Annotated in this window: 17 protein-coding genes; 10 read left to right on the forward strand and 7 right to left on the reverse strand. The window is 49.0% G+C overall.

The features are described from left to right. Positions 1-30 precede the first annotated feature (30 nt). Positions 31-1,206, forward strand: coding sequence for a pyridoxal phosphate-dependent aminotransferase (locus SYK_RS06640; protein WP_281762804.1), 1,176 nt, complete (start codon positions 31-33; stop codon positions 1,204-1,206). 76 nt (positions 1,207-1,282) lie between these two features. On the opposite strand, the gene SYK_RS06645 is transcribed toward SYK_RS06640, so the two are convergent. Next, complete coding sequence (locus SYK_RS06645; protein WP_281762805.1) at positions 1,283-1,897, reverse strand: hypothetical protein; 615 nt, start codon at positions 1,895-1,897, stop codon at positions 1,283-1,285. A gap of 152 nt (positions 1,898-2,049) precedes the next feature. On the opposite strand from SYK_RS06645, the gene SYK_RS06650 reads away from it, so the two are divergent. Both SYK_RS06650 and SYK_RS06655 read left to right on the forward strand, forming a co-directional pair. After that, positions 2,050-2,346, forward strand: coding sequence for a late competence development ComFB family protein (locus SYK_RS06650; protein WP_281762806.1), 297 nt, complete (start codon positions 2,050-2,052; stop codon positions 2,344-2,346). A gap of 116 nt (positions 2,347-2,462) precedes the next feature. Further along, complete coding sequence (locus SYK_RS06655) at positions 2,463-3,089, forward strand: LysE family translocator (RefSeq protein WP_281762807.1); 627 nt, start codon at positions 2,463-2,465, stop codon at positions 3,087-3,089. Between the two features lie 280 nt (positions 3,090-3,369). Here SYK_RS06655 and SYK_RS06660 read toward each other — a convergent pair whose 3' ends face one another. The 4 genes from SYK_RS06660 to SYK_RS06675 all read right to left on the reverse strand — a co-directional run bounded on the left by SYK_RS06660 (position 3,370) and on the right by SYK_RS06675 (position 9,702). Then, positions 3,370-4,551: a sensor histidine kinase gene (locus SYK_RS06660; RefSeq protein WP_281762808.1), complete on the reverse strand. Its 1,182-nt coding sequence runs from the start codon at positions 4,549-4,551 to the stop codon at positions 3,370-3,372. Between the two features lie 444 nt (positions 4,552-4,995). After that, on the reverse strand, positions 4,996-8,160 hold the full coding sequence (locus SYK_RS06665; RefSeq protein WP_281762809.1) for an efflux RND transporter permease subunit: 3,165 nt from the start codon (positions 8,158-8,160) through the stop codon (positions 4,996-4,998). 9 nt (positions 8,161-8,169) lie between these two features. Further along, positions 8,170-9,240 (reverse strand): efflux RND transporter periplasmic adaptor subunit, encoded by a 1,071-nt coding sequence (locus SYK_RS06670; protein WP_281762810.1) that lies wholly within the window; start codon positions 9,238-9,240, stop codon positions 8,170-8,172. A gap of 60 nt (positions 9,241-9,300) precedes the next feature. Next, the gene (locus SYK_RS06675) at positions 9,301-9,702 is read right to left on the reverse strand and encodes a MarR family winged helix-turn-helix transcriptional regulator (protein ID WP_281762811.1); all 402 of its coding nucleotides are present in this window, start codon (positions 9,700-9,702) and stop codon (positions 9,301-9,303) included. A 172-nt stretch (positions 9,703-9,874) separates the two neighbouring features. Here SYK_RS06675 and SYK_RS06680 point away from each other — a divergent pair, with 172 nt between their 5' ends. The 7 genes from SYK_RS06680 (at position 9,875) to SYK_RS06710 (ending at position 20,008) form a co-directional block, all read left to right on the forward strand. Beyond that, complete coding sequence (locus SYK_RS06680; protein WP_281762812.1) at positions 9,875-12,976, forward strand: UvrD-helicase domain-containing protein; 3,102 nt, start codon at positions 9,875-9,877, stop codon at positions 12,974-12,976. 214 nt (positions 12,977-13,190) lie between these two features. Then, a complete protein-coding gene (gene cbiR, locus SYK_RS06685) occupies positions 13,191-14,015 on the forward strand; it encodes a cobamide remodeling phosphodiesterase CbiR (protein ID WP_281762813.1) in 825 nt (274 codons plus the stop codon). After that, positions 14,012-14,521: a bifunctional adenosylcobinamide kinase/adenosylcobinamide-phosphate guanylyltransferase gene (locus tag SYK_RS06690; RefSeq protein WP_281762814.1), complete on the forward strand. Its 510-nt coding sequence runs from the start codon at positions 14,012-14,014 to the stop codon at positions 14,519-14,521. The genes cbiR and SYK_RS06690 overlap by 4 nt, the downstream gene beginning before the upstream one ends. A 4-nt stretch (positions 14,522-14,525) precedes the next feature. Continuing rightward, on the forward strand, positions 14,526-15,521 hold the full coding sequence (locus tag SYK_RS06695) for a DHH family phosphoesterase (RefSeq protein WP_281762815.1): 996 nt from the start codon (positions 14,526-14,528) through the stop codon (positions 15,519-15,521). A gap of 20 nt (positions 15,522-15,541) precedes the next feature. Then, the gene (polA, locus tag SYK_RS06700; RefSeq protein ID WP_281762816.1) at positions 15,542-18,193 is read left to right on the forward strand and encodes a DNA polymerase I; all 2,652 of its coding nucleotides are present in this window, start codon (positions 15,542-15,544) and stop codon (positions 18,191-18,193) included. A gap of 171 nt (positions 18,194-18,364) precedes the next feature. Next, complete coding sequence (locus SYK_RS06705) at positions 18,365-19,258, forward strand: LAPAL motif-containing putative phage structural protein (protein ID WP_281762817.1); 894 nt, start codon at positions 18,365-18,367, stop codon at positions 19,256-19,258. 420 nt (positions 19,259-19,678) lie between these two features. Then, on the forward strand, positions 19,679-20,008 hold the full coding sequence (locus tag SYK_RS06710) for a hypothetical protein (RefSeq protein ID WP_281762818.1): 330 nt from the start codon (positions 19,679-19,681) through the stop codon (positions 20,006-20,008). Positions 20,009-20,077: 69 nt separating this feature from the next. On the opposite strand, the gene SYK_RS06715 is transcribed toward SYK_RS06710, so the two are convergent. Both SYK_RS06715 and SYK_RS06720 read right to left on the reverse strand, forming a co-directional pair. After that, on the reverse strand, positions 20,078-20,284 hold the full coding sequence (locus SYK_RS06715; protein WP_281762819.1) for a hypothetical protein: 207 nt from the start codon (positions 20,282-20,284) through the stop codon (positions 20,078-20,080). A 163-nt stretch (positions 20,285-20,447) separates the two neighbouring features. Further along, positions 20,448-21,257 (reverse strand): substrate-binding periplasmic protein, encoded by an 810-nt coding sequence (locus tag SYK_RS06720; RefSeq protein WP_281762820.1) that lies wholly within the window; start codon positions 21,255-21,257, stop codon positions 20,448-20,450. Between the last annotated feature and the right edge of the window lie 66 nt (positions 21,258-21,323).

Consider the following 21,323-nt stretch of genomic DNA (forward strand, 5'->3'; position numbering starts at 1 on the left):
TTTCTTTTTTTTAACAGGCGGACACATCACATGAGTATTTCAAAACGCTGTAGCGACCTGACCCCGTTTCTGGTCATGGAAATCCTTGAGGCTGCTCAGGCCATGGAGCGTAATGGCGAATCCATCATCCACATGGAAGTCGGCGAACCAGACTTCGATACACCGGACTGCGTCAAACGCGCTTCCTGTGAAGCTCTGGACAAAGGCCACACCCACTACACCCATTCATTGGGTCTCATCGAACTGCGTGAGGCCATCTGCGATGACTATCGCGAACGGTACGATATTGCTATTGACTCGGCGAACATCGCGATCACACAGGGCACCAGCCCGGCCATGCTCGCCCTATTCTCAGCGATTCTAGAAGACGGTGATCAGGTCATCACCAGTGATCCGTGCTACGCCTGCTACGATAATTTCATAACCTTTGCAGGGGCCGAACCTGTCAAGATCCCAGTGTCCGAAGACGACGCCTTCCAGTACCGCGTATCCGCCATTCGTGAAGCACTCAAGGCCAACAAAAACATCAAGGCCATTCTCGTCAACTCCCCGGCCAACCCCACTGGCACACTGCTTTCCAAGGAACGCATGCAGGCCATTGCCGAACTGGCTGAAGAATACAATCTCTGGATCATATCCGACGAAATTTACCATGGTCTGGTTTACGAAGGAAAAGAACATTCCATCCTTGAATTCACTGACCGCGCCTTTGTCCTAAACGGTTTCTCCAAGCTTTATGCCATGACCGGCTGGCGGCTGGGCTATCTCATTGCCCCGCCTGAATTCATGCGCACCTTACAGACCGCGTGCCAAAACTTCTTCATCTCCGCCAACAGTATGGCTCAGTGGGGCGGTGTGGCCGCACTCAAGGAAGGCGCACTCGACGTAGAACGCATGAAAACCACCTACAACAAACGCCGCCTGTACATCCTTGAACGACTGACCGGCATGGGCTTCGACATCAAGCATCCACCGACCGGCGCATTTTACGTGCTCGTCAACATGCAGCATCTGGCCGCAAAATTTGATGGCAGTTCACTCAAGCTTGCCTATGATATTCTGGAAAAAGCAAAGATCGGCGTTACTCCCGGAATCGATTTCGGTAAAGGTGCAGAAGGGTTCATTCGCTTCTCCTACGCCACCTCCATGGACAATATCAAAGAAGGCATGGACCGACTCGAACAGTATCTCAAAAACAACAACTAAAATTCTCCCTTAAAAAAGACCGAGGCCTGTACATCAGGCCTCAGTCTTTTCGATACTCATAAAAAAAACACACGTTCTAAACGTGGATATCCAGCCCCTTGTAAGCCACACCGCCCGCGCCAAACATCATTCCACCGCCTGTAAAAAGTGACGTCGTATTCATATTAGATGCATACCACCACGCCATAGCCTCAGTCTGAAGCGTCTGCTCCATATCCTGCGGCGACAACCTGCTTTCTGCAACGCCTGCCAGTTTCCCGAACTGAAGAATCTCACCCAGCTCATTCACCCGTGCAGGGTTCGTACTGAAATACGCATTGATCATTTCCCGATGCGGATGATCTCCGGCCACAGTCACGCCACCCGCCGGATCATATGACAAACGAAACGGTGCCGACACGTTCACACCAAGATCAGCCAGATCGTCACTTACGTCTCGGTTCCATCCACTTTGCAATGCATCATGATAATCCGACACGGCCTTGAACGACACTCTATCATCACCAACATCAGCAACCTTCGACAAAAGCGCACGAATATGATCCCGCACACTCCCTTGTATATCGGCATCAGTTTCCTGTCGTTTTTTTGACTGCTCAGGACCAAGCGAAAAATCGGCCTCGCCCTGTGTGCGCTTCGGCCTTTTGTACGTGTATCCTTGTACAGTCTGTTCAATAGGTTGCGTCGACATAGGAGCCTTCTCTCCACATAATGATTTACTTGAATCGAACAGCAAGCTATACATTTTATAGCACAAAATGTACCAGCCGCATTGCACGGACCGGAAAACATAGGTATACTTAACCTTATTAGGCCAACCACGAACTTTTAAGGGTTACACATATGCATGAGAAATCATTGATTATCAACGGCGTTAACGTCACTAATATCATCAATCGAAATGAAAGCCGCGTGGCGGCACTTATCCCGGAATTAATTCAGGAATACTATCCTGATTTCATTTTCGAAGATCTCGATATTCAGGATATCTATGCACTCACTCTGAATCTGATCCCCGCAGGTTACGCCCAGACCGGATCAATAGTTCTGTCCAACCGATTGTCAGATTTCGAAATAAACTCAAAAATCCGCATCGCCATCGAACGAGTCCTCGACAATCCCACCCGTGTGACTGGATAATAAAAATATATTTGATGTGCCTCCAAAAACTGGAGGAAAGGAAAGGGGATAAAAACACTTTTTTCACTGAGCGCACGGCTTTAATGCATCTTCAAAAAAAACATAAATAAAATTCAATGATCAATAATTATGTTGTCTACGTCCTTCTGGCGATCACAATTACTGCCATTCCAGGACCAGCTGTTATTCTCACCATACGAAACAGTCTAAAATATGGCTATAAAGCATCTATTGCCAATATCTTAGGAAACTTTATTGCCATGGTTCTGCTGGCGACACTTTCTGCAGTTGGACTAGGAGCTTTAATTATCTCTTCATCTTCGTTATTTGTTATTCTCAAAGTTTTCGGGTGTCTTTACTTGATATATCTGGGTATAAAATCTTGGAAAACACCTTGTATTCAAAAAAGAAACCACCAAAAAGAACAACAAATCAACAACCAAAAATTTACGGTTCTGTTTAAAGAAGGATTGGGAGTTGGTATCAGCAATCCAAAAGCCATTGCCTTTTTCACAGCCCTTTTCCCTCAATTTGTTGACCCAGCCAGAACTTTCATCCCGCAATTCTTAACTTTAATCCTCACCATTGAAGTAATTTCTTTCATTATTTTGACAAGTTACGCAATATCAGCGTCGTTAGCCTCGCCTTTCTTATCAAAAAAAAGAGCAATGGCTATTTTCAACAAACTGACTGGTATTTCTTTTATTGGATTTGGAATCGCTCTTCTCTGTGAAGATTCATAACCCTACACCGCCATCCTTCCATCTAAATTTTCTACCAAATTTGACTGGCGGCGTTGGCAGCAGTCCGCAAAAAATAGCGTGGGATATCTTCCTAATTACAGAAGATATCACACGCGTTTTTTTGCGGATATTCCATACCCCGGCCTTCCAAGCACAGTAACCATGCACGAATGCGCCTATATGATTCCAAAGGCTCTCGGCCTCTGCCGGGTTCAGAGCAGCGCCCTAGTTCCATGAAATAGACCGCCGATAGCCACCATTCCTTTCCCTCAAGTAAGTACTATTTTACCATGATACTGAGAGGAAACGTGACATAAAAACAACTTCCCTTTCCCAGCACTGATTCGGCTAAAATTTCACCGTGATAGTGTTCTACTATTTGCTTACAAATCGGAAGCCCCAAGCCTGTTCCAAGTTGGGAAGAACTGAGAGTATTCCCTTTTTTTGCGACGTAATATTTGTCGAATATTCTAGTGATATTTTCAGCAGTCATGCCAACACCTTCATCACTGACCGCGATCTCTATATGCTTATCATTCACTGACGCGGTGATGACGATTTCACCCGAATCCGTAAACTTAATTGCGTTACTCAAAAGATTGACAAGGACTTGTGTAATCAAATCCACATCCAAATACATTGAAGGAAGCGGCGAGTGCGTACCGATAGTCATCGTCACGGATGGCTTTTCAAGAACAAGACCCTCCACCGCCGTTACCGATGATTGAAGCACATCTTCCAACGAAGTGGGTTCATCGTTCCATGTAGCCTGACCCGATTCAATCTTAGCAAGATCAAGTACATTATTAATCATTCGGGTCAGTCTGCTGCACTCGTAGGAAATAATGGATATATTCTTCCGAATCCTATTCTCTTTTTTTGCAAGAGGTTCTGGAATAACATTCTCTGAACTGATCACATCAAAATCTTTTTTTATAAGCTTGGTAAAACCAAAAATGGAAGTAAGAGGAGTTCGCAACTCATGAGATACTTGCGAAAGAAAATCAGACTTCAGTTGTTCAGCCTCCTGCGCCATTTCTTTTTGTTTGATTTCCATCTTCAGATTATCATTAAGTCTGATCAACTTATCCTGATTCTCTTCAAGCTTTCTGGCATGTTCTCGCAACTCCTTATTGGTATTGTTCAACAAACCAAAGGCCTTCCGCTGAATAATAATTCCAATATAGACAAAGACTGCACCGAAAAAGAAAACAAGAGCAATAAACAGATCGTTTACAACATCGAAATGACCGATAAAAATAAAAATAACGAGTATATATGCAAAAAAGAAAAAGACCATGAAGGCCATATGCATTTTTATCAAGCTTGAGGTCCGTTTTGGGAACCCTTCTATCGAATCGTGGACGGTGAGCATCAAGCTCTTATGATAAAGTATGCTTCGCAGCATCACCAGTGCACCTAAAAAAATTAAAATGCACGCCAGTATTGTGCTCCACGTCATCCCCGCTCCTTTTCACGCAATAAATAGTAACGCCTTCTACTCCAAGTTTATTGGTTGCATCGTGATTCATAATTGTCCAGTATAACATATATGTAATCATTGATGACACATTCAACTATACATTTGATGTCACCACAGTCATCCCCTTCCCCAAAAACCAAAAGTCTAGCTGGCTATATTAACAACCGTTCGCAAAAAATTGCGCGGGACACCTTCCGATTATAGAAGATGTCCCGCGCAATTTTTTGCGAATATTCCGTAGCCCAACCTTCCGAGCACAGTAACCATACTCCACTGCGCCTATAAAATTCCAAAGGCCCACAATCGTTGATGGGTCCAAACAATGCCCTAGTCCCCACCAAATGGACCATAGGTAGCCGCTGTCCCGCAATCGGACGGCCCCCGGCAGAAGTCCCCAAAAGGACCTCCACCGAAAGCACGCTGTTATTCTACGTTTATATTACTACCCGGCTTCTCCATACCGATAACGAACATGAGAAGTGCTGGGATAACGAACACGGTAAAGACAGTAGACATAGCCAACCCACCAAGCACGACTGATCCAAGTCCTCGATATAACTCGGAACCGGGACCAGGAGCCACGGCGAGCGGCAACATACCGAAGATAGACGTAGTCGCGGACATGTAGATGGGCCGCAAACGTGTTCGAGTGGCTTCGATGACCGCCTCTTTGTGCTCCATACCGCGCTCTCGAATATTACCGAGCGATTGATGCACGATAAGAATTGCGTTGTTGACGACGACACCGATAAGAATGACAAATCCGAGCATTGTCAGAATATCAAGGGCCTGCGGTGCAATGAAGATGTTCTCCAATCGCAACCCGAGGAACCCTCCTGCACCGGCCAGAGGGACGGTGAAGAGAATGATGAGCGGATAGATAAAGTTCTCAAAGAGCGCAGCCATAAGCAGATATGTGATGATAATTGCAAGGATAAAATTCCATTGCAAAGCATCACGAGTCACGGTGAGCTTATCTGCCGCACCGGAAAGCTGGACGTGTACCCCTTCCATCATACCCGTTTGCTCCAAGGCAGGAATAAGCTTCTGCTGGATAATTTCCATAGCGGACTGCAAAGGCATATCCGGCGGAGGCGTGACCTGAAGGGTAATGGTCCGTTTGCGTTCGAGATGTCGAATCTGTGTCACACCATAGGTGTTTTCGATAGACGCAAGGGAAGAAAGCGGCACAGCCCATCCTTTAGGCGTTGCCACTAATTGAGAATAGAGTTCTTCGGGCGTAGCTATTTCATCTTTGGATGCCTTGAGCACCAGATCAATCTTCTTTTTGCCTTCTTCCTTATAATCACCGATCTTACGACCATCGAGAATAACATCCACGGCCTTACCCAAATCGCTGGAGGTTAGGCCCGCCGCACGCACTCGGTCACGATACGGATGGAACCGTACTTCGGGATACAGCAATTCCAACGACGGAATAGGCCGTACCTGTGCACCTTGAATAGACTGCATAGTCATGCCGAACATGGTTCCGGCAGCGCCCACAAGTTGTTGCAAGTTGTCACCAGAGAAATCCACATTGATAACTCGACCCTCACCGATCCCCTGCTCAAAAATGGAGGATTGGAGAGCAACGCCGAACATACCTGGTATGGAATTAAGCACCCGCATGAAGAGTGGAATCAACCCGCCAGCGTTCTGTTCTTCGGTCGATACGGCACCAAAGAGGTTGATAGTCGGATGAGAAACAAAAAACATGCTCTCAATTCCAGGGATATCACCAACACTTTTGTCAAAATAAGGATCCACTTGATCAAACACATACTGACCGATGTCGTAGCGTTCCGCATACGACAGGCCCGGCGGTGGGATCAGAATCGAGATCACAAAGTTACGATTGCCCTGCGGCAGGTACTCCATCTTCGGAAACATGGTCCAAACAATAAGAACGGACACCATGGTCAACCCGACAACGGTAATGACACGACTTTTCCACGTATTAATCGCCATACGCAAAAGCATGATAATAAAATCAGCAAATTTGCCACCCAATTGAGTGAGCGGCGTAAGAATCCTTTTCGCTATGGACAGGCCAGCCGGTTTTCTCGGGCTATCGTCCCGCTTGGCGGCTTTCTTCTCGGCAATACGATAAAACTGATTGGCGAGCATGGGGATAACCAACACCGACACAAAGAGCGACAAGGCAATGGCGCAGGTGACAGCAATGGCGATATCCTTGAAGAGCTGTCCGGCTTCCTGCTCCATAAATACAACGGGAAGGAACACGGCTACGGTGGTCAATGTCGAAGCAAGCACCGCCCCCCACACCTCACTGGCTCCATCATAGGCTGCCTTGAAAGCGGTTTTCCCCATTCGTCGATGCCGGTCAACGTTTTCAAGAACAACAATGGCGTTATCCACGAGCATACCAACAGCAAACGAAATACCCGCCATGGAAACGATATTCAAACTACGTCCTGCCGCTGCGAACATAATAAACGCACCAACGATGGACACGGGAATGGACACAGCCACAATAATAGTCGAGCTAAATGATTGGAGAAAGACAAACAAAACGATAATCGCCAAAATGGAACCGATAAGGATGTTGCGCCTTACCAGATTAATGGCACCTTCGATGTACGGACGCTGGTCATAAACCCAGTCAAGGTACACACCTTTTTCAGCCAGCACACCGTCGTTGAGATTCTGAACGACCTCTTCCACCGCATTGGTCATGGACAAAATGTTGGTTCCCGGCTCAGGCTTAACGCCTACGGCAATGCCGGAAACACCACGTTGCAACATGACGGTAACAGGTTTTTCATTTCCTTTGGAGACAGTTGCGACATCACCGAGAGTGACACGGAACTGACCGGAGGAAGAGATAACCACGGACTCGATATCTTCAATAGACTTGAACTCGGCTGGTGTACGAATACGATAATCGCGTCGCCCGACACCAAGGGTACCTGCGGATACGGACACGTTTTCGCTTTGCAACACACTTATAAGTTCAGTGGCCGTCAGGTTATAGGAAGCAAGTTTGGCAGGGTCCACGACGATGTGCATTTCATCCTCGCGCCCACCGCCCATGAACAAATCAGCCACACCGGGCACACGCTCGATGTACTGACGAACCTCGTTCTCAAAGAAAGTCATATATGTTGTGACATCGTCAGTGTTGTCCGGCAGGCCTTTCAGAAGCATCCAGATAACAGGCGATGTGGACGCACCTGTGGCCGAAATAATGGGTCGGTCAACATCGTCCGGGTAATCCGGTACTTCGTCGAGTTTGTTGGACACGCGCAAAAGTGCACGGTCGATTTCGGTACCAATTTTAAACGTCAAAGTCAGTTCAGACAGGGAGTTATAATTGGAACTCTCCATTTTGATGAGACTGGGGATACCCTTGAGTACCTTTTCCTGTTCCTCAACAACATCACGCTCCATCTCGTAGGGCGTAGCACCATTCCAAGTGGTGGTGACGGTAATTACAGGCTCGGTCACGTTTGGTGACAACTGATAGGGCAGCCCAAGCAGGGCCACCACGCCGAACATGGTAACCATAATGACGCCCACAAGGACGGCAACAGGTTTTCGTATGGCGGTTCCGACGATATCCACGGCGTCCCCCTACTGCTGCTGCATGGGTTTTGCGGCCACGGACTGCTGGGGCTGAAGCCGCTCATTGCCCTTGACCACCACGTCCATACCCTCTTTGAGAGTCTTGGACTTCACACCGGCACTGAGACCACGATAGCCAACAACGTATACTGGCATAGGTACGGCCTTGCCTTCGATAACGCACCAGACGACCAGTTGGCCTCGAGCGGAAATAATAGCGTCACGAGGCACAATAAGAGTCTTGCCTCCAACGCCCTTGGGCAGACTGACACGGGCTTCCATGCCTTCGGCCAAAGAACCATCATTCTTGACACGAATTTTGACCGGGAACGTACGAGTGGTCACATCACCCTTGGGAATGACGGCGAACACTTCACCCGGCAATTCCTTGCCAGCAGTATTAATAACAACTTTGAGACCGGGCTTAACCACGCCAAACGCTCCACGTGGGGCATTAACCACCACGTCAAATTCGTCGTCGCGAGCAATCAAAGTCACAACTGCCCCTTTTGAAACCCATTCACCACGAAAGACTTTGCGATCAAGCACCACACCTTCATACGGGGCACGGATGGTCTTCTTCTCCCGCTCCACATACAGCCTGTTAAGAATGGCCTGAGCAGCAATCATCTTCTTTTCAGCAGATAATGCGGCCAGTCGTTTAGAGTCATATTCTCCTTCTGCAACTGTCGCACTCTTGTAAAGCTTGGTCGTCCGAGTATTTTCCCGTTTGGCCAACTCAGCCTCTGCCTTGGACTGTTCCAACAGCGCTCTGGCATTAGCGATGGTTCGATTCAAAATATCCGAAGACAGGATCACAAGCGGATCGCCCTTTTTCACTCGCTGACCTTCCTGAACTTTCAGGTCCACCAGCTTGCCGTCCACCTCGGCGGCGACATTGGAAATTTCAGTAAAATATACAGTACCGATAAATTCAGTTTGCGGAGCCATATCCCCAGTCGTCACCTTTCCGGTAACAACGGGAGACGGAGGCCTTTCGCCAGATTTCTGAGCAAGAGCCGGAGCGGCAAGCAAAACCGCAAGGCTGAACACAACGAGGAGATACAGTGTTTTTTTCATGATAGGCTCGTACATTTCCTTATATTTTTCCACGGCTCAATAATAGAACCATGGTCATGCTCAACGACAACATTCTGCATTTCGGAAAATATTTTCTTCCCTGTCAGGAGAAGTAATGATCTGCCACAAAACCTTCTGACATATGGCAAGTTCTGCAGGATCAATATTTTTTACGGTATTGACAAGAACTTCCAGAACCGGATCAAAAGACGCTTCCATCAAATTCCGGCCAGCTTCCGTAATAAAAAGGAACTTGACCCGTCGATCCTCTTTGCTGGCCTCTCGACGCAACAAACCTCGCTTCTCAAGCGCAGATACCAACCGGCTGACACCTGTCTTTTCCTGAGACATAATTTCGCACAGCTGACCTTGAGTCAGCCCATCATGCTTGTAGGAAGGAATCAATGCGCGCCATTGCTCCACGGTAATGTCGAGGCCAGCCTCAAACAATTTCGCGGTCATATCATTAGTCAAAATTCTCGAGACCTTCCATGTAAGAAAGCCGAGAGAACCTCTTGGGTTCAATTCTTGTAAAGGCATCCGAAAGTTGTAACTGCAACAAAATAGTCGGTCAACCCATTTTTAGTGTGGACACCAGTTGCAATAATGATCGTATGGTTATACTGTTCCGGCCATGGAAAGATTCACCGCAGACTTGCACATCCACTCCCGTTTTTCTCGCGCCACGAGCAAGAACTTGACCATCCGGAGCCTGGCAGCCTGGGGGCGCCTCAAAGGACTAACAGTCCTGGGTACCGGAGACTTCACCCACCCTGAATGGCTGGCCGAAATCGAAGACCAGCTTCAAGACAACGGGCATGGACTCTTCACCCTGAGAGACCCCGGAGGGCTTGAATCGGAAATCCCGACTTTTGACGGAGAGATTCCCGGCCGTACTCGCTTCATGCTCCAGACGGAAATCAGCTCTATCTACAAACGTGGCGGCAAGGTGCGCAAAGTCCACAATCTGGTCTATATGCCAGACCTTGATTCCGTAAAACGATTCAACGAAAAGCTGGGACAAGTCGGCAATCTGGCTTCGGACGGACGCCCCATTCTCGGACTGGACAGCCGCAATCTCATTGACATGGTGCTGGAAACTCACCCCATGGCCTTCCTCGTTCCGGCCCACATATGGACACCATGGTTCTCATTGTTCGGCTCCAAATCCGGCTTTAACTCCATCCGCGAATGCTTCGGTGACTATTCAGACGAAATCTTCGCCATGGAAACCGGCTTATCTTCGGACCCGGAAATGAACTGGACATGGTCGGAACTCGACCGCATCAAACTCATCTCAAATTCAGACGCGCATTCCGGCGAAAAGCTGGGACGCGAGGCCAATCTGTTCCGTGGTGATATTTCCTATGAAGGCATTTACCGCGCGCTCAGAAGCGAAGGTTTGGGCCACAAATTTCTCGGCACCGTGGAATTCTTCCCTGAAGAAGGCAAATACCACATGGACGGCCACCGCAAATGTGGCGTGTCCATGGACCCGCACGAAACCATTGCCCGCGACGGCATTTGTCCGGTCTGCGGCAAACCGGTCACCGTGGGCGTCTATAATCGCATACTGGAACTGTCCGACCGCGAAGAACCGGTCCAGCCCGCAGGTGCGGCCAATTTCGTGTCCATGATTCCACTCAAGGAAATTCTGTCTGAAGTGGTGGGGGTGGGACCGACTTCAAAAAAAGTCAACTTGCTGTACATGAAACTCCTCCATGAATTCGGCACTGAATTGGACATCCTTCAACGTGCTCCGGTAGAAGATCTAAATAAATTTTCCTGTCATCTGGGCGAAGGTCTATCCCGAATGCGTGAAGGACAGGTCATTCGCAAGGCCGGATTCGACGGTGAATACGGCAAAATTACCGTGTTCTCTGAAAAAGAACGCGCTGAAATCAAAAATGGCGGTACGCTCATCTCCATGGCCGCATCCGACAAGCACCCTGACGTGGGCGAAATAGCCAAGCCGTGCAAAGTCATTCTCAGACGAAAAAATAAAATTGCTACTGTCACGTATAACAAGGAACAGCAGGCAGCCATCAACGCCGGCCCTGGTGCGGTTCTGGTCATGGCCGGCCCCGGTACCGGAAAGACGCAGACCCTTATGGGACGTATTGAACGACTCATTAACGAAGGGGGTAACCCCAAGCGCATACTCGCTCTGACTTTCACCCGCAGAGCAGCGCAGGAACTCCGCGATCGCATGAAAAGTCTTCGTGGCGACACAGCAGAAATGCCTCAGGCAGGCACCCTGCATTCACTGTGCTTCGACTACTGGCGACATGCCTATTCTGACACACCAATAGTGGTTCCAGAGGCTGCGGCCAAAAAACTTTTTGCCGAGGTTAACCCCGAATTCGCGGGCAAAAATCTCAACCACTACTGGAACAAATACATCATGGCCCGTGAGCGGTTAGAAGAACTGCCCGCTGACCTTGCCGAGGCACACATCAACTACGGCAACCAGAAAAATCACTGGGATTTGGTGGACTACACCGATCTGCTGGAATTCATGCTGGAGCAATCAGACGCGCCCACTTTCCGTATGCCTTACACCGACGTACTGGTGGACGAAGTTCAAGACCTCACCCCCCTGCAACTTGCCGTAATCAAAGGCGTTGCCGAGAAGTCAGGCAAAGGCGTATTTTGTATCGGCGACCCCAAGCAATCCATCTACGGATTCCGAGGCGCAGCAGAAAACGTGGAAGAACGCCTCAAGGAAATGTGGCCAAAAATTAAGCCTGTCACCCTGCTTGAAAACTACCGCTCAGGTCAGGCCATTCTTGATACGGCAGCATCCCTTTTCCCGGATGAACCAAAACTCCACGCCAATCAGGACATCAACGCTACCATTCATCTTTTTGAAGGACCAAACGGATTACGCGAAGCCACCTGGATCAGCGATAAAATCAAAGGACTGATTGGCACAACCAGTCATTCCATCACCGATCAGGAAGGCGGCGGAGATTTGGCCCCCGGCGACATCGCCGTATTAGTACGGTTCAAAGCCCTTATTCCCATTCTTGAAAAAGCCTTGAAACGGGCCGGTATCCCGGTATCCACGCCAGAACTGGAAGGCTTCTGGCAGGAACCGCGTGTAGCGAGTATACTCAAAGCCGCCGAACAATTCTTGGGCATGACACTTTCCGATTCCGAAGACGTCCTTGATGTACCTGACCACATCCTCGCCAAAGGACCAGTGGCTTTGGCCGCATTCCTGAATGAAACCCCACCGTTCGACCAGTTCTTCTGGGACAGCCGACAATTCAAAGAATTAAAAAAGGCCTTTGACGAACGTAATGGATGGCAGGGGCTGGTCAATTGGGTCAGCCTCCAGACCGAACTGGAGCTGGTACGCAAATCTGCGGAAAAGGTTCAAATAATGACCCTGCACGCGGCCAAGGGGCTGGAGTTCGATGCGGTGTTCATGCCTGCCTGCGAAGAAGGCATCCTGCCCTTTGCCGGAATGGACTTGCTGACAGCCACGGTGACACTCACCCCCGGACGCGGCCAACGCTTCGAAGAAGAACGCCGCCTAATGTTCGTGGGCATGACACGTGCCAAACGCAATCTTTATATCAGTCGATCCGACCAGCGGCAGTTATACGGCAAGACTCTGAATCTGCCATCTTCTCGATATTTACGGGAACTGCCTGAACATCTTCTGACAAAATCAACCTTGGCTGCCAAGATGGTAACCAAGGAAAAACAGCTCGGGTTGCTCGATTAGAAAAAGAACCGATAGACGCCGCGCTCATACGCCCTGCACATATTTCGTGCTGCAAAGACGGATACGCCTGCCTGACGCAAACGACAGAACAGGTGGAGCGGATTAAATACATGTTGGCAAAAGCTTCTGAATCTTTTCATGGCAACAACCTCGGCAACTCAGTGCATTTGTCTGTTCTTTTGCAAGGGATATGCCCACTATTGAGAGTGCAATAATGACCGACAGTTCCACATCGAACACTCCCGTCGACAGGGAAAAAACTGCGCACCAATGCCCAAATTCCGTCACGGCCGCCCAGAATAAATGGGGAGTGGAATTCCCGTATTCCGTAGCCGCAACGTCTTTTGTTGTTCCAGCCGGAGCCGCTGAAAACGCTGTATATCTGGCAAATCGATTCCCTGAAATCGCCCTGCTTTTTTTTGAAGCGGACGCCTGCCTCAATTATACCGAGGCCGACCTGCCACCTTCCATGGCCGAGCTGCCGCTTTCATGGCACGTTCACATGCCGCTGGACTTTGACTGGGCTGACGGACTGAATGTCATCTGGCACAAAATCGACGGACTTATCGACAAGGCCGCATTTCTGTCACCGCACTCCTATGTACTACACCCGCCAACTGAACCGGATATGCTTGTTCCATTGGCTGCCCGACTACGAGACAAAGGCGTGGACCCGGCTAGTTTTCTGGTGGAAAATATCCGAGGCTACAACCTGACACCCATCTGGGATGAAATACGTGAAGGCGGCTATTCAGCGTGTCTGGATATCGGGCATATACAGGCCTACAACCAATTTGACGTGCTTGATCTGCCCGACCTATGGCAACATGTTCAAATGCTTCACATCTATGGCGCTGAAAAGCGCATGCAGCACAGACCTCTTTCCGAGATGGACAAGGCGGGACAAGACCTGCTACGCACCATGCTCGACAAATTTACAGGCCGGACATTGACTCTGGAACTGTTCAATGAACAGGGACTTTTTCGATCCCTTGATCTGCTGGGCCAATGGGTGTCCGACTGGAGAAAAGAACAATGATCACCTTGGTACTCGGCGGCAACAAGTCCGGAAAATCCGACTTCGCGCTCAATCTACTGGCCGATATGGCGCAACCGGGTGTTTTTATTGCCACAGGCAAAGCCAAGGACTTCGCTTTCCGGGAACAGATCGGCAAACACCGCCGAGAACGCTCCTCAAGCATTGAAGTTATTGAAGTTTCCGAGAACTTGCCTCAGACGCTGAGACAGGCTAACTTGCACTTTCCGACTGTGCTTGTGGACAGTCTTGACTACTGGTTATTCGCCTGCCGGGAAGCTGGCTGCGAAGCGGAAAAAATGAAAGAATTCATGGATGTTCTCAGTAATTGGGGCTCCTCGAATCTGATATTGGTTTCATGTGAGACTGGACTTGGAGTTTTACCGGCATCCGGTGAAGTCCGGGCATTCGTACGGAGCCTCGGCGCGCTTAATCAGCGCATCGCCGCGCAGGCTGACCAGGCTTTTCTGGTTGCAGCCGGGCTTCCGTTAACCCTGAAACGGGGATAACTTTTTGGCACTCTTTCGACAACTGGATGAACAGGTCGAACATCTGCTCGAACTGTTCAACAAGGACGATAATTGGCTTATCGTCATCAATGCTGACCCGGATGCTCTGGGTTCGGCCTTGGCGTTGAGGCGCATTATGGCACGGCGGGTAAATCAAACTGCCATTGCCCAGATTAATGAGATCAAGCGACCGGACAACCTGTCCATGATCCGTTACTGCCGCATACCCACGCAAAAACTCATTCCGAACCTGTCGGCCCAATTCGACAAGTTTGCCTTGGTGGATTCACAACCCCACCACAACCCCGAATTCAAACAGTTCGATTTTTCAGTGGTCATCGACCACCACCCCATTGCACAGGATAATCTGGTCAACGCTGACTTTGTGGACATCCGGCCCAAGTACGGCTCCGTCTGCACCATGATGACCGAATACCTGTACAACATGAAAATCCGCCCGGCCAAACTGCTGGCCACGGCCCTGATGTACGGCATCCGTTGTGACACCAAGACCTTTGAGCGCGAATTCATCGACGCTGACATGGCGGCTTTCAAGTATCTGTCCAAATATTCCGACTCCAAGCTGATGAACCGTATCAGCCGCAGCGAATTCCATCTGGACTGGATGCGGTATATTTCCCGTGCCTTCTACAACCTGCGCCGGATCGGCAAAGGGTTGTTCGCTTATTGTGGCAACGTGGAAAACCCGGACGTTCTGGTCATTGTCGCCGATTTCTTCACCCGCGTTCACGACGTGCCGTGGGTTGTTGTTTCGGGGACGTCCGAAGGCAAGCTCGTCTGTATTCTTCGCGGCGACGGTCAACGTCGTAATATGGGGACCATGGCCCAAAAACTCATGAACGGCCTCGGCTCGGCTGGTGGTCACAAACAGGCTGCCCGTGCCGAAGTGCCGGTTGAAGAACTGGACGGCGTGGACCCAGAAATATTCATGCTCAAGCGTATCGGACAAGGCCGCAAAGCCACGATTCGTAAAGTTTAACCTTTACTCACACAATACATATGTCGCTGAAAGAACGCCTTAATTTCGATAAGGAACCTATTTTTCTTATCGACGGTACCGCCCTGCTCTATCGCGCCTTCTACGCTCGCGCCGACCTGTCACGTTCGGACGGATTCCCGACCAACGCGATCAATACGGTTCTGCGTGTGCTCATGAACATGCTCCGGGATGAACAGCCCAAACATGTAGCATTCATGATGGACGGTAGGGGGAAAACCTTCCGCAACGACCTGTACGACAAATACAAGGCCAATCGTCCGCCCATGCCCGAAGGGCTGGCCGAACAGATTGCGCCAGTACAGGAAGGCGTTCAGTTACTCGGCCTCAAACTGCTTGTCTCAGACGGCGTAGAAGCGGACGACTGCATCTGCGCACTCGCCAACAAGTACAAGGCGGACCGCCCGGTCATCATCATGGCCTCGGACAAGGACCTCAAGCAGTGCCTTGATACCAACGTGGCTATGGTCAGCCAGCACGGACGCAAGGAAACCCTCTATACACTAGACGGATTCCGCGAGAAGGAAGGCATGGAGCCAGCCACATGGCCGGATTTCCAGGCCGTAATCGGCGACTCGGCAGATAATATTCCCGGTATTCCCAAAATCGGCCCGGTCACGGCGCGAAAAATTTTCGCCGAAACCGGTCCCACGCTTGAGGACCTGCGCGACAACGTGGATAAGCTCCCGGAAAAGCTCCGCGCCAAGGTGGAGCCGGAAATGGAAACGGTATTCATGTTCCGCGACCTGACCCGCATGAAGACCGATTGCTGTGACAATCCGGTGGATGATTTCATTGTGCAGGACATGGATGTGGACGCGCTTCACGCATTTTTGGAAGAGTATGAACTGCGAGGCTTGCAACGCGATCTACCCAGAAACACGGCAACACAAACAGCGACAAGCGCCCCGGCCGCATCCTCCCCAAAAGCGGCACAGGACGGCGGCATGTTGTCCCTGTTCGGCGAAACCCCGGCAACCCCGAAGGTCGAAGCACCTCTGGCTATGACCGAGGCCCCGACTGTCGGCGATCTGCCCAATTTGGCGGGCGAAGACGTGGGTGTGGTCTTTGAGAAAAAAGCATTTTTCATTGGCATGGAAGGCAAGGAATACCGGTATACCGGTGACGTTGCCGATCTGGTTCGCGCATTGGCCGATGCTTCGGTGATCGCGACCCCGTCCGTGCAGGATTTGTTACGTGCCGATTCGGCATGGAATTATATTTTGGCAAGCCAATGGTTCGACCTGAGTCTGGCCACATATCTGCTCGACCCGGAATCACGCAATTATACGTGGGCTCGGCTCAAGCAATCCATTCACCATGATGGCCGCTCTGAATTTGCAGAAGCTGCCAAGGGATTGCACCCGCAATCTCAGGGATTGGCCGCGCTTGTGTATATGCAAGGTATTCAGGGACAGGTGAAAAGTGCGGAGCTTGAACCGCTTATGCACGACCTTGAATTGCCGCTCATCCCGGTGCTTGTTTCCATGGAGCAGGCTGGTATTGCCGTTGACCTTGAAGCGTTCAAAGGATTTCTCGATGACGTCAGCGCACAACTGGCTGAGCTGACCCGGACCATCATCGGCCACGCCGGAGAGGAATTCAATATCCGCTCCAGCCAACAGTTGGCCGTAGTCCTGTTTGATACACTCGGTATCAAAGCGGGATCAAAGACGAGTACGGGGTTGCGTTCCACTGCCAACCAAGTGTTGGAAAAGATTCGAGATCAGCACCCCATTGTCGAAGCAGTGCTGGAATACCGCATGTTGGAAAAACTGCGCTCCACCTATCTTGAACCACTGCCGAAACTGGTGGACAAGGAATCGAGACTGCACACCCATTTCAATCAGTTGTCCACGGCCACTGGCCGACTGTCCAGCTCGCAGCCGAACCTGCAAAACATCCCGATTCGCGGGGTACACGGCCCACGGATGCGCGCCTGTTTCAATGCGAAAGAAGGCCATCTGTTAGCTGCGGCTGATTACTCGCAGATTGAATTGCGCGTACTGGCACACTTTTCCAAAGACCCGGCCCTGATTGATGCATTCCGCCATGACGAGGACATCCACTCGCGTACAGCGGCCCTGCTCAATGACAAGACGGTTGAAGAAGTGACATCGGATGAACGACGCGGCGCAAAGACCATCAACTTCGGCCTGATCTACGGCATGGGCGTCCAAAAACTGGCCCGCGAGCTGAAAATCAAACAGACCGAGGCCAAGGAATTCACGGAAAAGTATTTCGAAAAAATGGCGACCCTCAAGGCCTACTACGACACCATCGTGGAAGACGCCCAGAAACACGGCTTTGTGGCAACCCTCGCCGGACGCCGCCGCCTGCTCCCGGAACTCCACTCCCGCAATAACCAACTCCAGTCTCAGGCCAAACGGCAAGCCGTCAACACGGTCATTCAAGGCTCAGCCGCCGACATCATCAAAATGGCCATGCTCGCGGCCCACGCCGACGCAGAACTCAAAACCCTCGGCGCCCAACTCATCCTTCAGGTACACGATGAACTCATCATCGAAGCCCCACAGGAAAACATCGAAGCCGCCGGAGCACGCCTCAAAACCATCATGCAAGACGTAGCAAGCTTGGACGTCCCCTTGAAGGTAGATTTAGGGATTGGATTGAATTGGGCTGAAGCGCATTAAACTTTTTCTTTGTACTTATTCATTAAAAGGTCGTCATTTTTTGACGACCTTTTGTTGTTCTGATTGACGCCGCAATAATCACACCTTTTCAGTGTGTTTTCGACATATTGCATGTTTTGTAGATGACAGTATAGTCATAATAAAGACCATACATCTACAGGAGCATTCCACATGGACCAATTTAAACTATACGAAGAAGAAATTAACTATTTTTCAGAAACTGTTATTGTTAAATACGATGGAACAAACCCATTCCTTTTAACCCACCAAATCGACGCAACGGATTATTCAATTTCAATTGGCGGATATGCGAAAGCGCTTAGTACTATTTGCACAGATCTATTCAACACCCCCATCCAAATTTCAATCGTTGCAAATGATGAAGGATCATTTAAATCTGTTGTTAATACGACTATCAAATCTATAGGGCTAATCGGGTCTATTTGTGGAATCCTAAATTTTTTTGGAATTGAAGCTCAAGATATTTCTGATGCGCTAACTAAAACTCAAACTGCAATTGTTCAAGAGTTTAAAGATGCCAAAGGCGACATCAACAAATTAGTGGAAAAAATTAATAGAGATAAAAATCTTAATGATGACGAAAAGAGTATATTAATTGAATCAATTAATAATCAAAATTTTAGAGAAGGGATGGATAACTTCACCCGCCCACTTGATGACAATGGTTATCACGCTATTACTGTAGCAAAAGGAGAACAAAAAATATTTTCAATAAAGAACACTGAAAGACACTATTTCAAATACACTCCTCCTGCTGAAAATGAAACCGACTTTTTTGATGACAATGTCGAAATCATATATCTTTCTCCTGAACTAAACCGCTGGCAATTCAAAGGAAAAAATGAATTTTGGGCTGACATCCAAGATCACACTTTTATCAACCGCACAAAGAATAAAAAGTCCAACGAATTAAAGGGTCTACACTTTAAAGTATACGGACGCAAAATTACAACTCGAAAAGCAGGACAAAAAAAACGACATATTACTTGGATTATTGATACCGTAAGTGAGGTGCCTTCACCATTCAAACTTCCACTCACATAAATTTACCCCTAGCCATCATCTCCCCAGCCTTAGAAGCTGACGGGGTGGTGGAGCGGCTCTTCCGAACTTGGAGGGAGCACAGCGAGTGACTGTTCGGGGAGCGGAACCGGCCCGATCAGCTTCTTAGGCTGGGGAGTGCTGCGGCCAAGCTAGGAAGCCGAGTTTTTTTGGTTCTTTTTTGGGGCGGCCCAGCCAAAAAAAAACCCCGCCGGGAGGGCAAAAAGAAAGCTGGAGGAACGCCAGTGACGGCTCTCTGCCTTTAAAAAGCCAAAGGCTTTTCTCTTCTCCCTTCCCCTCTTTCCCCTCTTCCTCTCTTCCCTTCTCTTCTCTTTCACAATAAAAACTCGAATAATCCCCCCCACTATTCAAAACTCCCCCAAACAAAACAAAAAACAAACACCCCCTGTAAGGGCACCCTGTATGTTCAAACAAAAAATATGGCCCTTCATAGGCGCCTCCGGCACGGAATACCCCTTCACCATCCTCCCCAAAAGCGAGAAACTCCCGCAATCCGCAGGAGTATTCATCCTCGCCTACACCCACCCGCGCGGCCATATGGCAGGCTGGAAAACAACCCCCATACTCATAAACCACGCCGACAATATAGCCTTAACGCTCGATACCGAAACACAGCTCAACCACAATCAAACGGCTCTATGGAACTCCAATTTCGTCCTCTTGGAACCCTCTCAATCAGCCAGAGAAAAATGCGTACACGACCTGAAAATACTCGAATCAAAAGACGCTTGACCGCCAAAACAAAAAAAGCCCTGATCAACAGGGCTTGCCTTCACTGCTTCATAAAAACCGCTCAAATCTTTACTTTCGATGACAACCATTACAACAATAATAGCACCCATCGACATTATCATAATGCTTCTTCGCTTCCCTCAACGCCCCCTTACAGGTTTCATGAACACCGAGATACACACGATTCTCAGGAGCCGGTAAATGTCCGCACGAAAACTCATGAACCTCGTGCTCACCTGTAGCCTGCTGATTCTTGTTCACATAATACTTCGGCATGCAATTCTCCTTTGAGTTATTTACTTAAACACGGAATATCATAAATTCTATATTGTTCAAAACAATAATTTCACATCCGACCCTCATCATTCCTTCTTCCATAAAAAAACCGCCTCCTCGGCGGCATCTACACTCTTCTTTGTCTCGACCAAAAGGCAGTCTCTTACAATCCCACCTTTACATACTTTCGCACCATCTCATCAATGAGACCTTCTTCCTGCATCTCAACAATAATTCTATCGAATTCCTCCAAACGTTCCACAAAAAGCTCACCCTTACGGACCAAAAGATGAAATGGCATTGATGCAACGACTACTTCAGTCTGAACAATCTTGTCGCTCACCCCTTCACTGACAATATGCGCCCACGCAGCTCCCGGCCACTCAATGGCAATATCAGCCCGTTTGTTCGCCAACATCTGCCAGACGTTCTTCAATCGCGGAGTCTGATAGGTCTTGATTCCCCGCGACTTGATATGCGTGTCATTCCACCCATTCCCTACATAGGTCACAACAGACAAATCTAACCGAAGGATATCCTCTATTGAAGTAACAGCTTCAATTTTCTTTATTTTCGGGTGGTCTATGGAAGTGAAAATTGTCAAATCCTTCATGTAAAATGAATGCTTGTGTGTCACCGTATACTCAAGGCGTTCCTTGGTTGGCACTGAAATCATGGCACTGGCTTCACCACATTGCACATTCACCTGACACCGTCCCCACGGGTATTCATGCCACGAAGCCCTCATATCCATTCGTATGAAGGCTTCGGTGATGATGTCATAGAAAAAACCTTCCATATTGCCATCTTCATCACGCGAAAAAAAAGGCCAATAGTTTGGATAATCAATATGGAGGGATGGGTGATGTGCCACGGCTGTTGATGACAGGAAAAACACAACCAACACCATTAAAACACACTGGTATAATGCTTTTTTAGCAAACAGGCCGAAAAATGATGACTGCTGTGGCATGGTGTCCAATTTAACACAATCATACAGACCGTCAACACGCACCAATCAATAATAACATTCACCCGA

This window comes from Pseudodesulfovibrio nedwellii, from assembly GCF_027923765.1.
Taxonomy (GTDB): domain Bacteria; phylum Desulfobacterota; class Desulfovibrionia; order Desulfovibrionales; family Desulfovibrionaceae; genus Pseudodesulfovibrio; species Pseudodesulfovibrio nedwellii.

What these genes read in the sequence shown, in the direction of transcription:
- SYK_RS06640 (WP_281762804.1), top strand. Translation starts at nt 31, where the DNA reads ATGAGTATTTCAAAACGCTGTAGCGACCTGACCCCGTTTCTGGTCATG.
- SYK_RS06645 (WP_281762805.1), bottom strand. Translation starts at nt 1,897, where the DNA reads ATGTCGACGCAACCTATTGAACAGACTGTACAAGGATACACGTACAAA.
- SYK_RS06650 (WP_281762806.1), top strand. Translation starts at nt 2,050, where the DNA reads ATGCATGAGAAATCATTGATTATCAACGGCGTTAACGTCACTAATATC.
- SYK_RS06655 (WP_281762807.1), top strand. Translation starts at nt 2,463, where the DNA reads ATGATCAATAATTATGTTGTCTACGTCCTTCTGGCGATCACAATTACT.
- SYK_RS06660 (WP_281762808.1), bottom strand. Translation starts at nt 4,551, where the DNA reads ATGACGTGGAGCACAATACTGGCGTGCATTTTAATTTTTTTAGGTGCA.
- SYK_RS06670 (WP_281762810.1), bottom strand. Translation starts at nt 9,240, where the DNA reads ATGAAAAAAACACTGTATCTCCTCGTTGTGTTCAGCCTTGCGGTTTTG.
- SYK_RS06675 (WP_281762811.1), bottom strand. Translation starts at nt 9,702, where the DNA reads ATGACCGCGAAATTGTTTGAGGCTGGCCTCGACATTACCGTGGAGCAA.
- SYK_RS06680 (WP_281762812.1), top strand. Translation starts at nt 9,875, where the DNA reads ATGGAAAGATTCACCGCAGACTTGCACATCCACTCCCGTTTTTCTCGC.
- cbiR (WP_281762813.1), top strand. Translation starts at nt 13,191, where the DNA reads ATGACCGACAGTTCCACATCGAACACTCCCGTCGACAGGGAAAAAACT.
- SYK_RS06690 (WP_281762814.1), top strand. Translation starts at nt 14,012, where the DNA reads ATGATCACCTTGGTACTCGGCGGCAACAAGTCCGGAAAATCCGACTTC.
- polA (WP_281762816.1), top strand. Translation starts at nt 15,542, where the DNA reads ATGTCGCTGAAAGAACGCCTTAATTTCGATAAGGAACCTATTTTTCTT.
- SYK_RS06705 (WP_281762817.1), top strand. Translation starts at nt 18,365, where the DNA reads ATGGACCAATTTAAACTATACGAAGAAGAAATTAACTATTTTTCAGAA.
- SYK_RS06710 (WP_281762818.1), top strand. Translation starts at nt 19,679, where the DNA reads ATGTTCAAACAAAAAATATGGCCCTTCATAGGCGCCTCCGGCACGGAA.
- SYK_RS06715 (WP_281762819.1), bottom strand. Translation starts at nt 20,284, where the DNA reads ATGCCGAAGTATTATGTGAACAAGAATCAGCAGGCTACAGGTGAGCAC.
- SYK_RS06720 (WP_281762820.1), bottom strand. Translation starts at nt 21,257, where the DNA reads ATGCCACAGCAGTCATCATTTTTCGGCCTGTTTGCTAAAAAAGCATTA.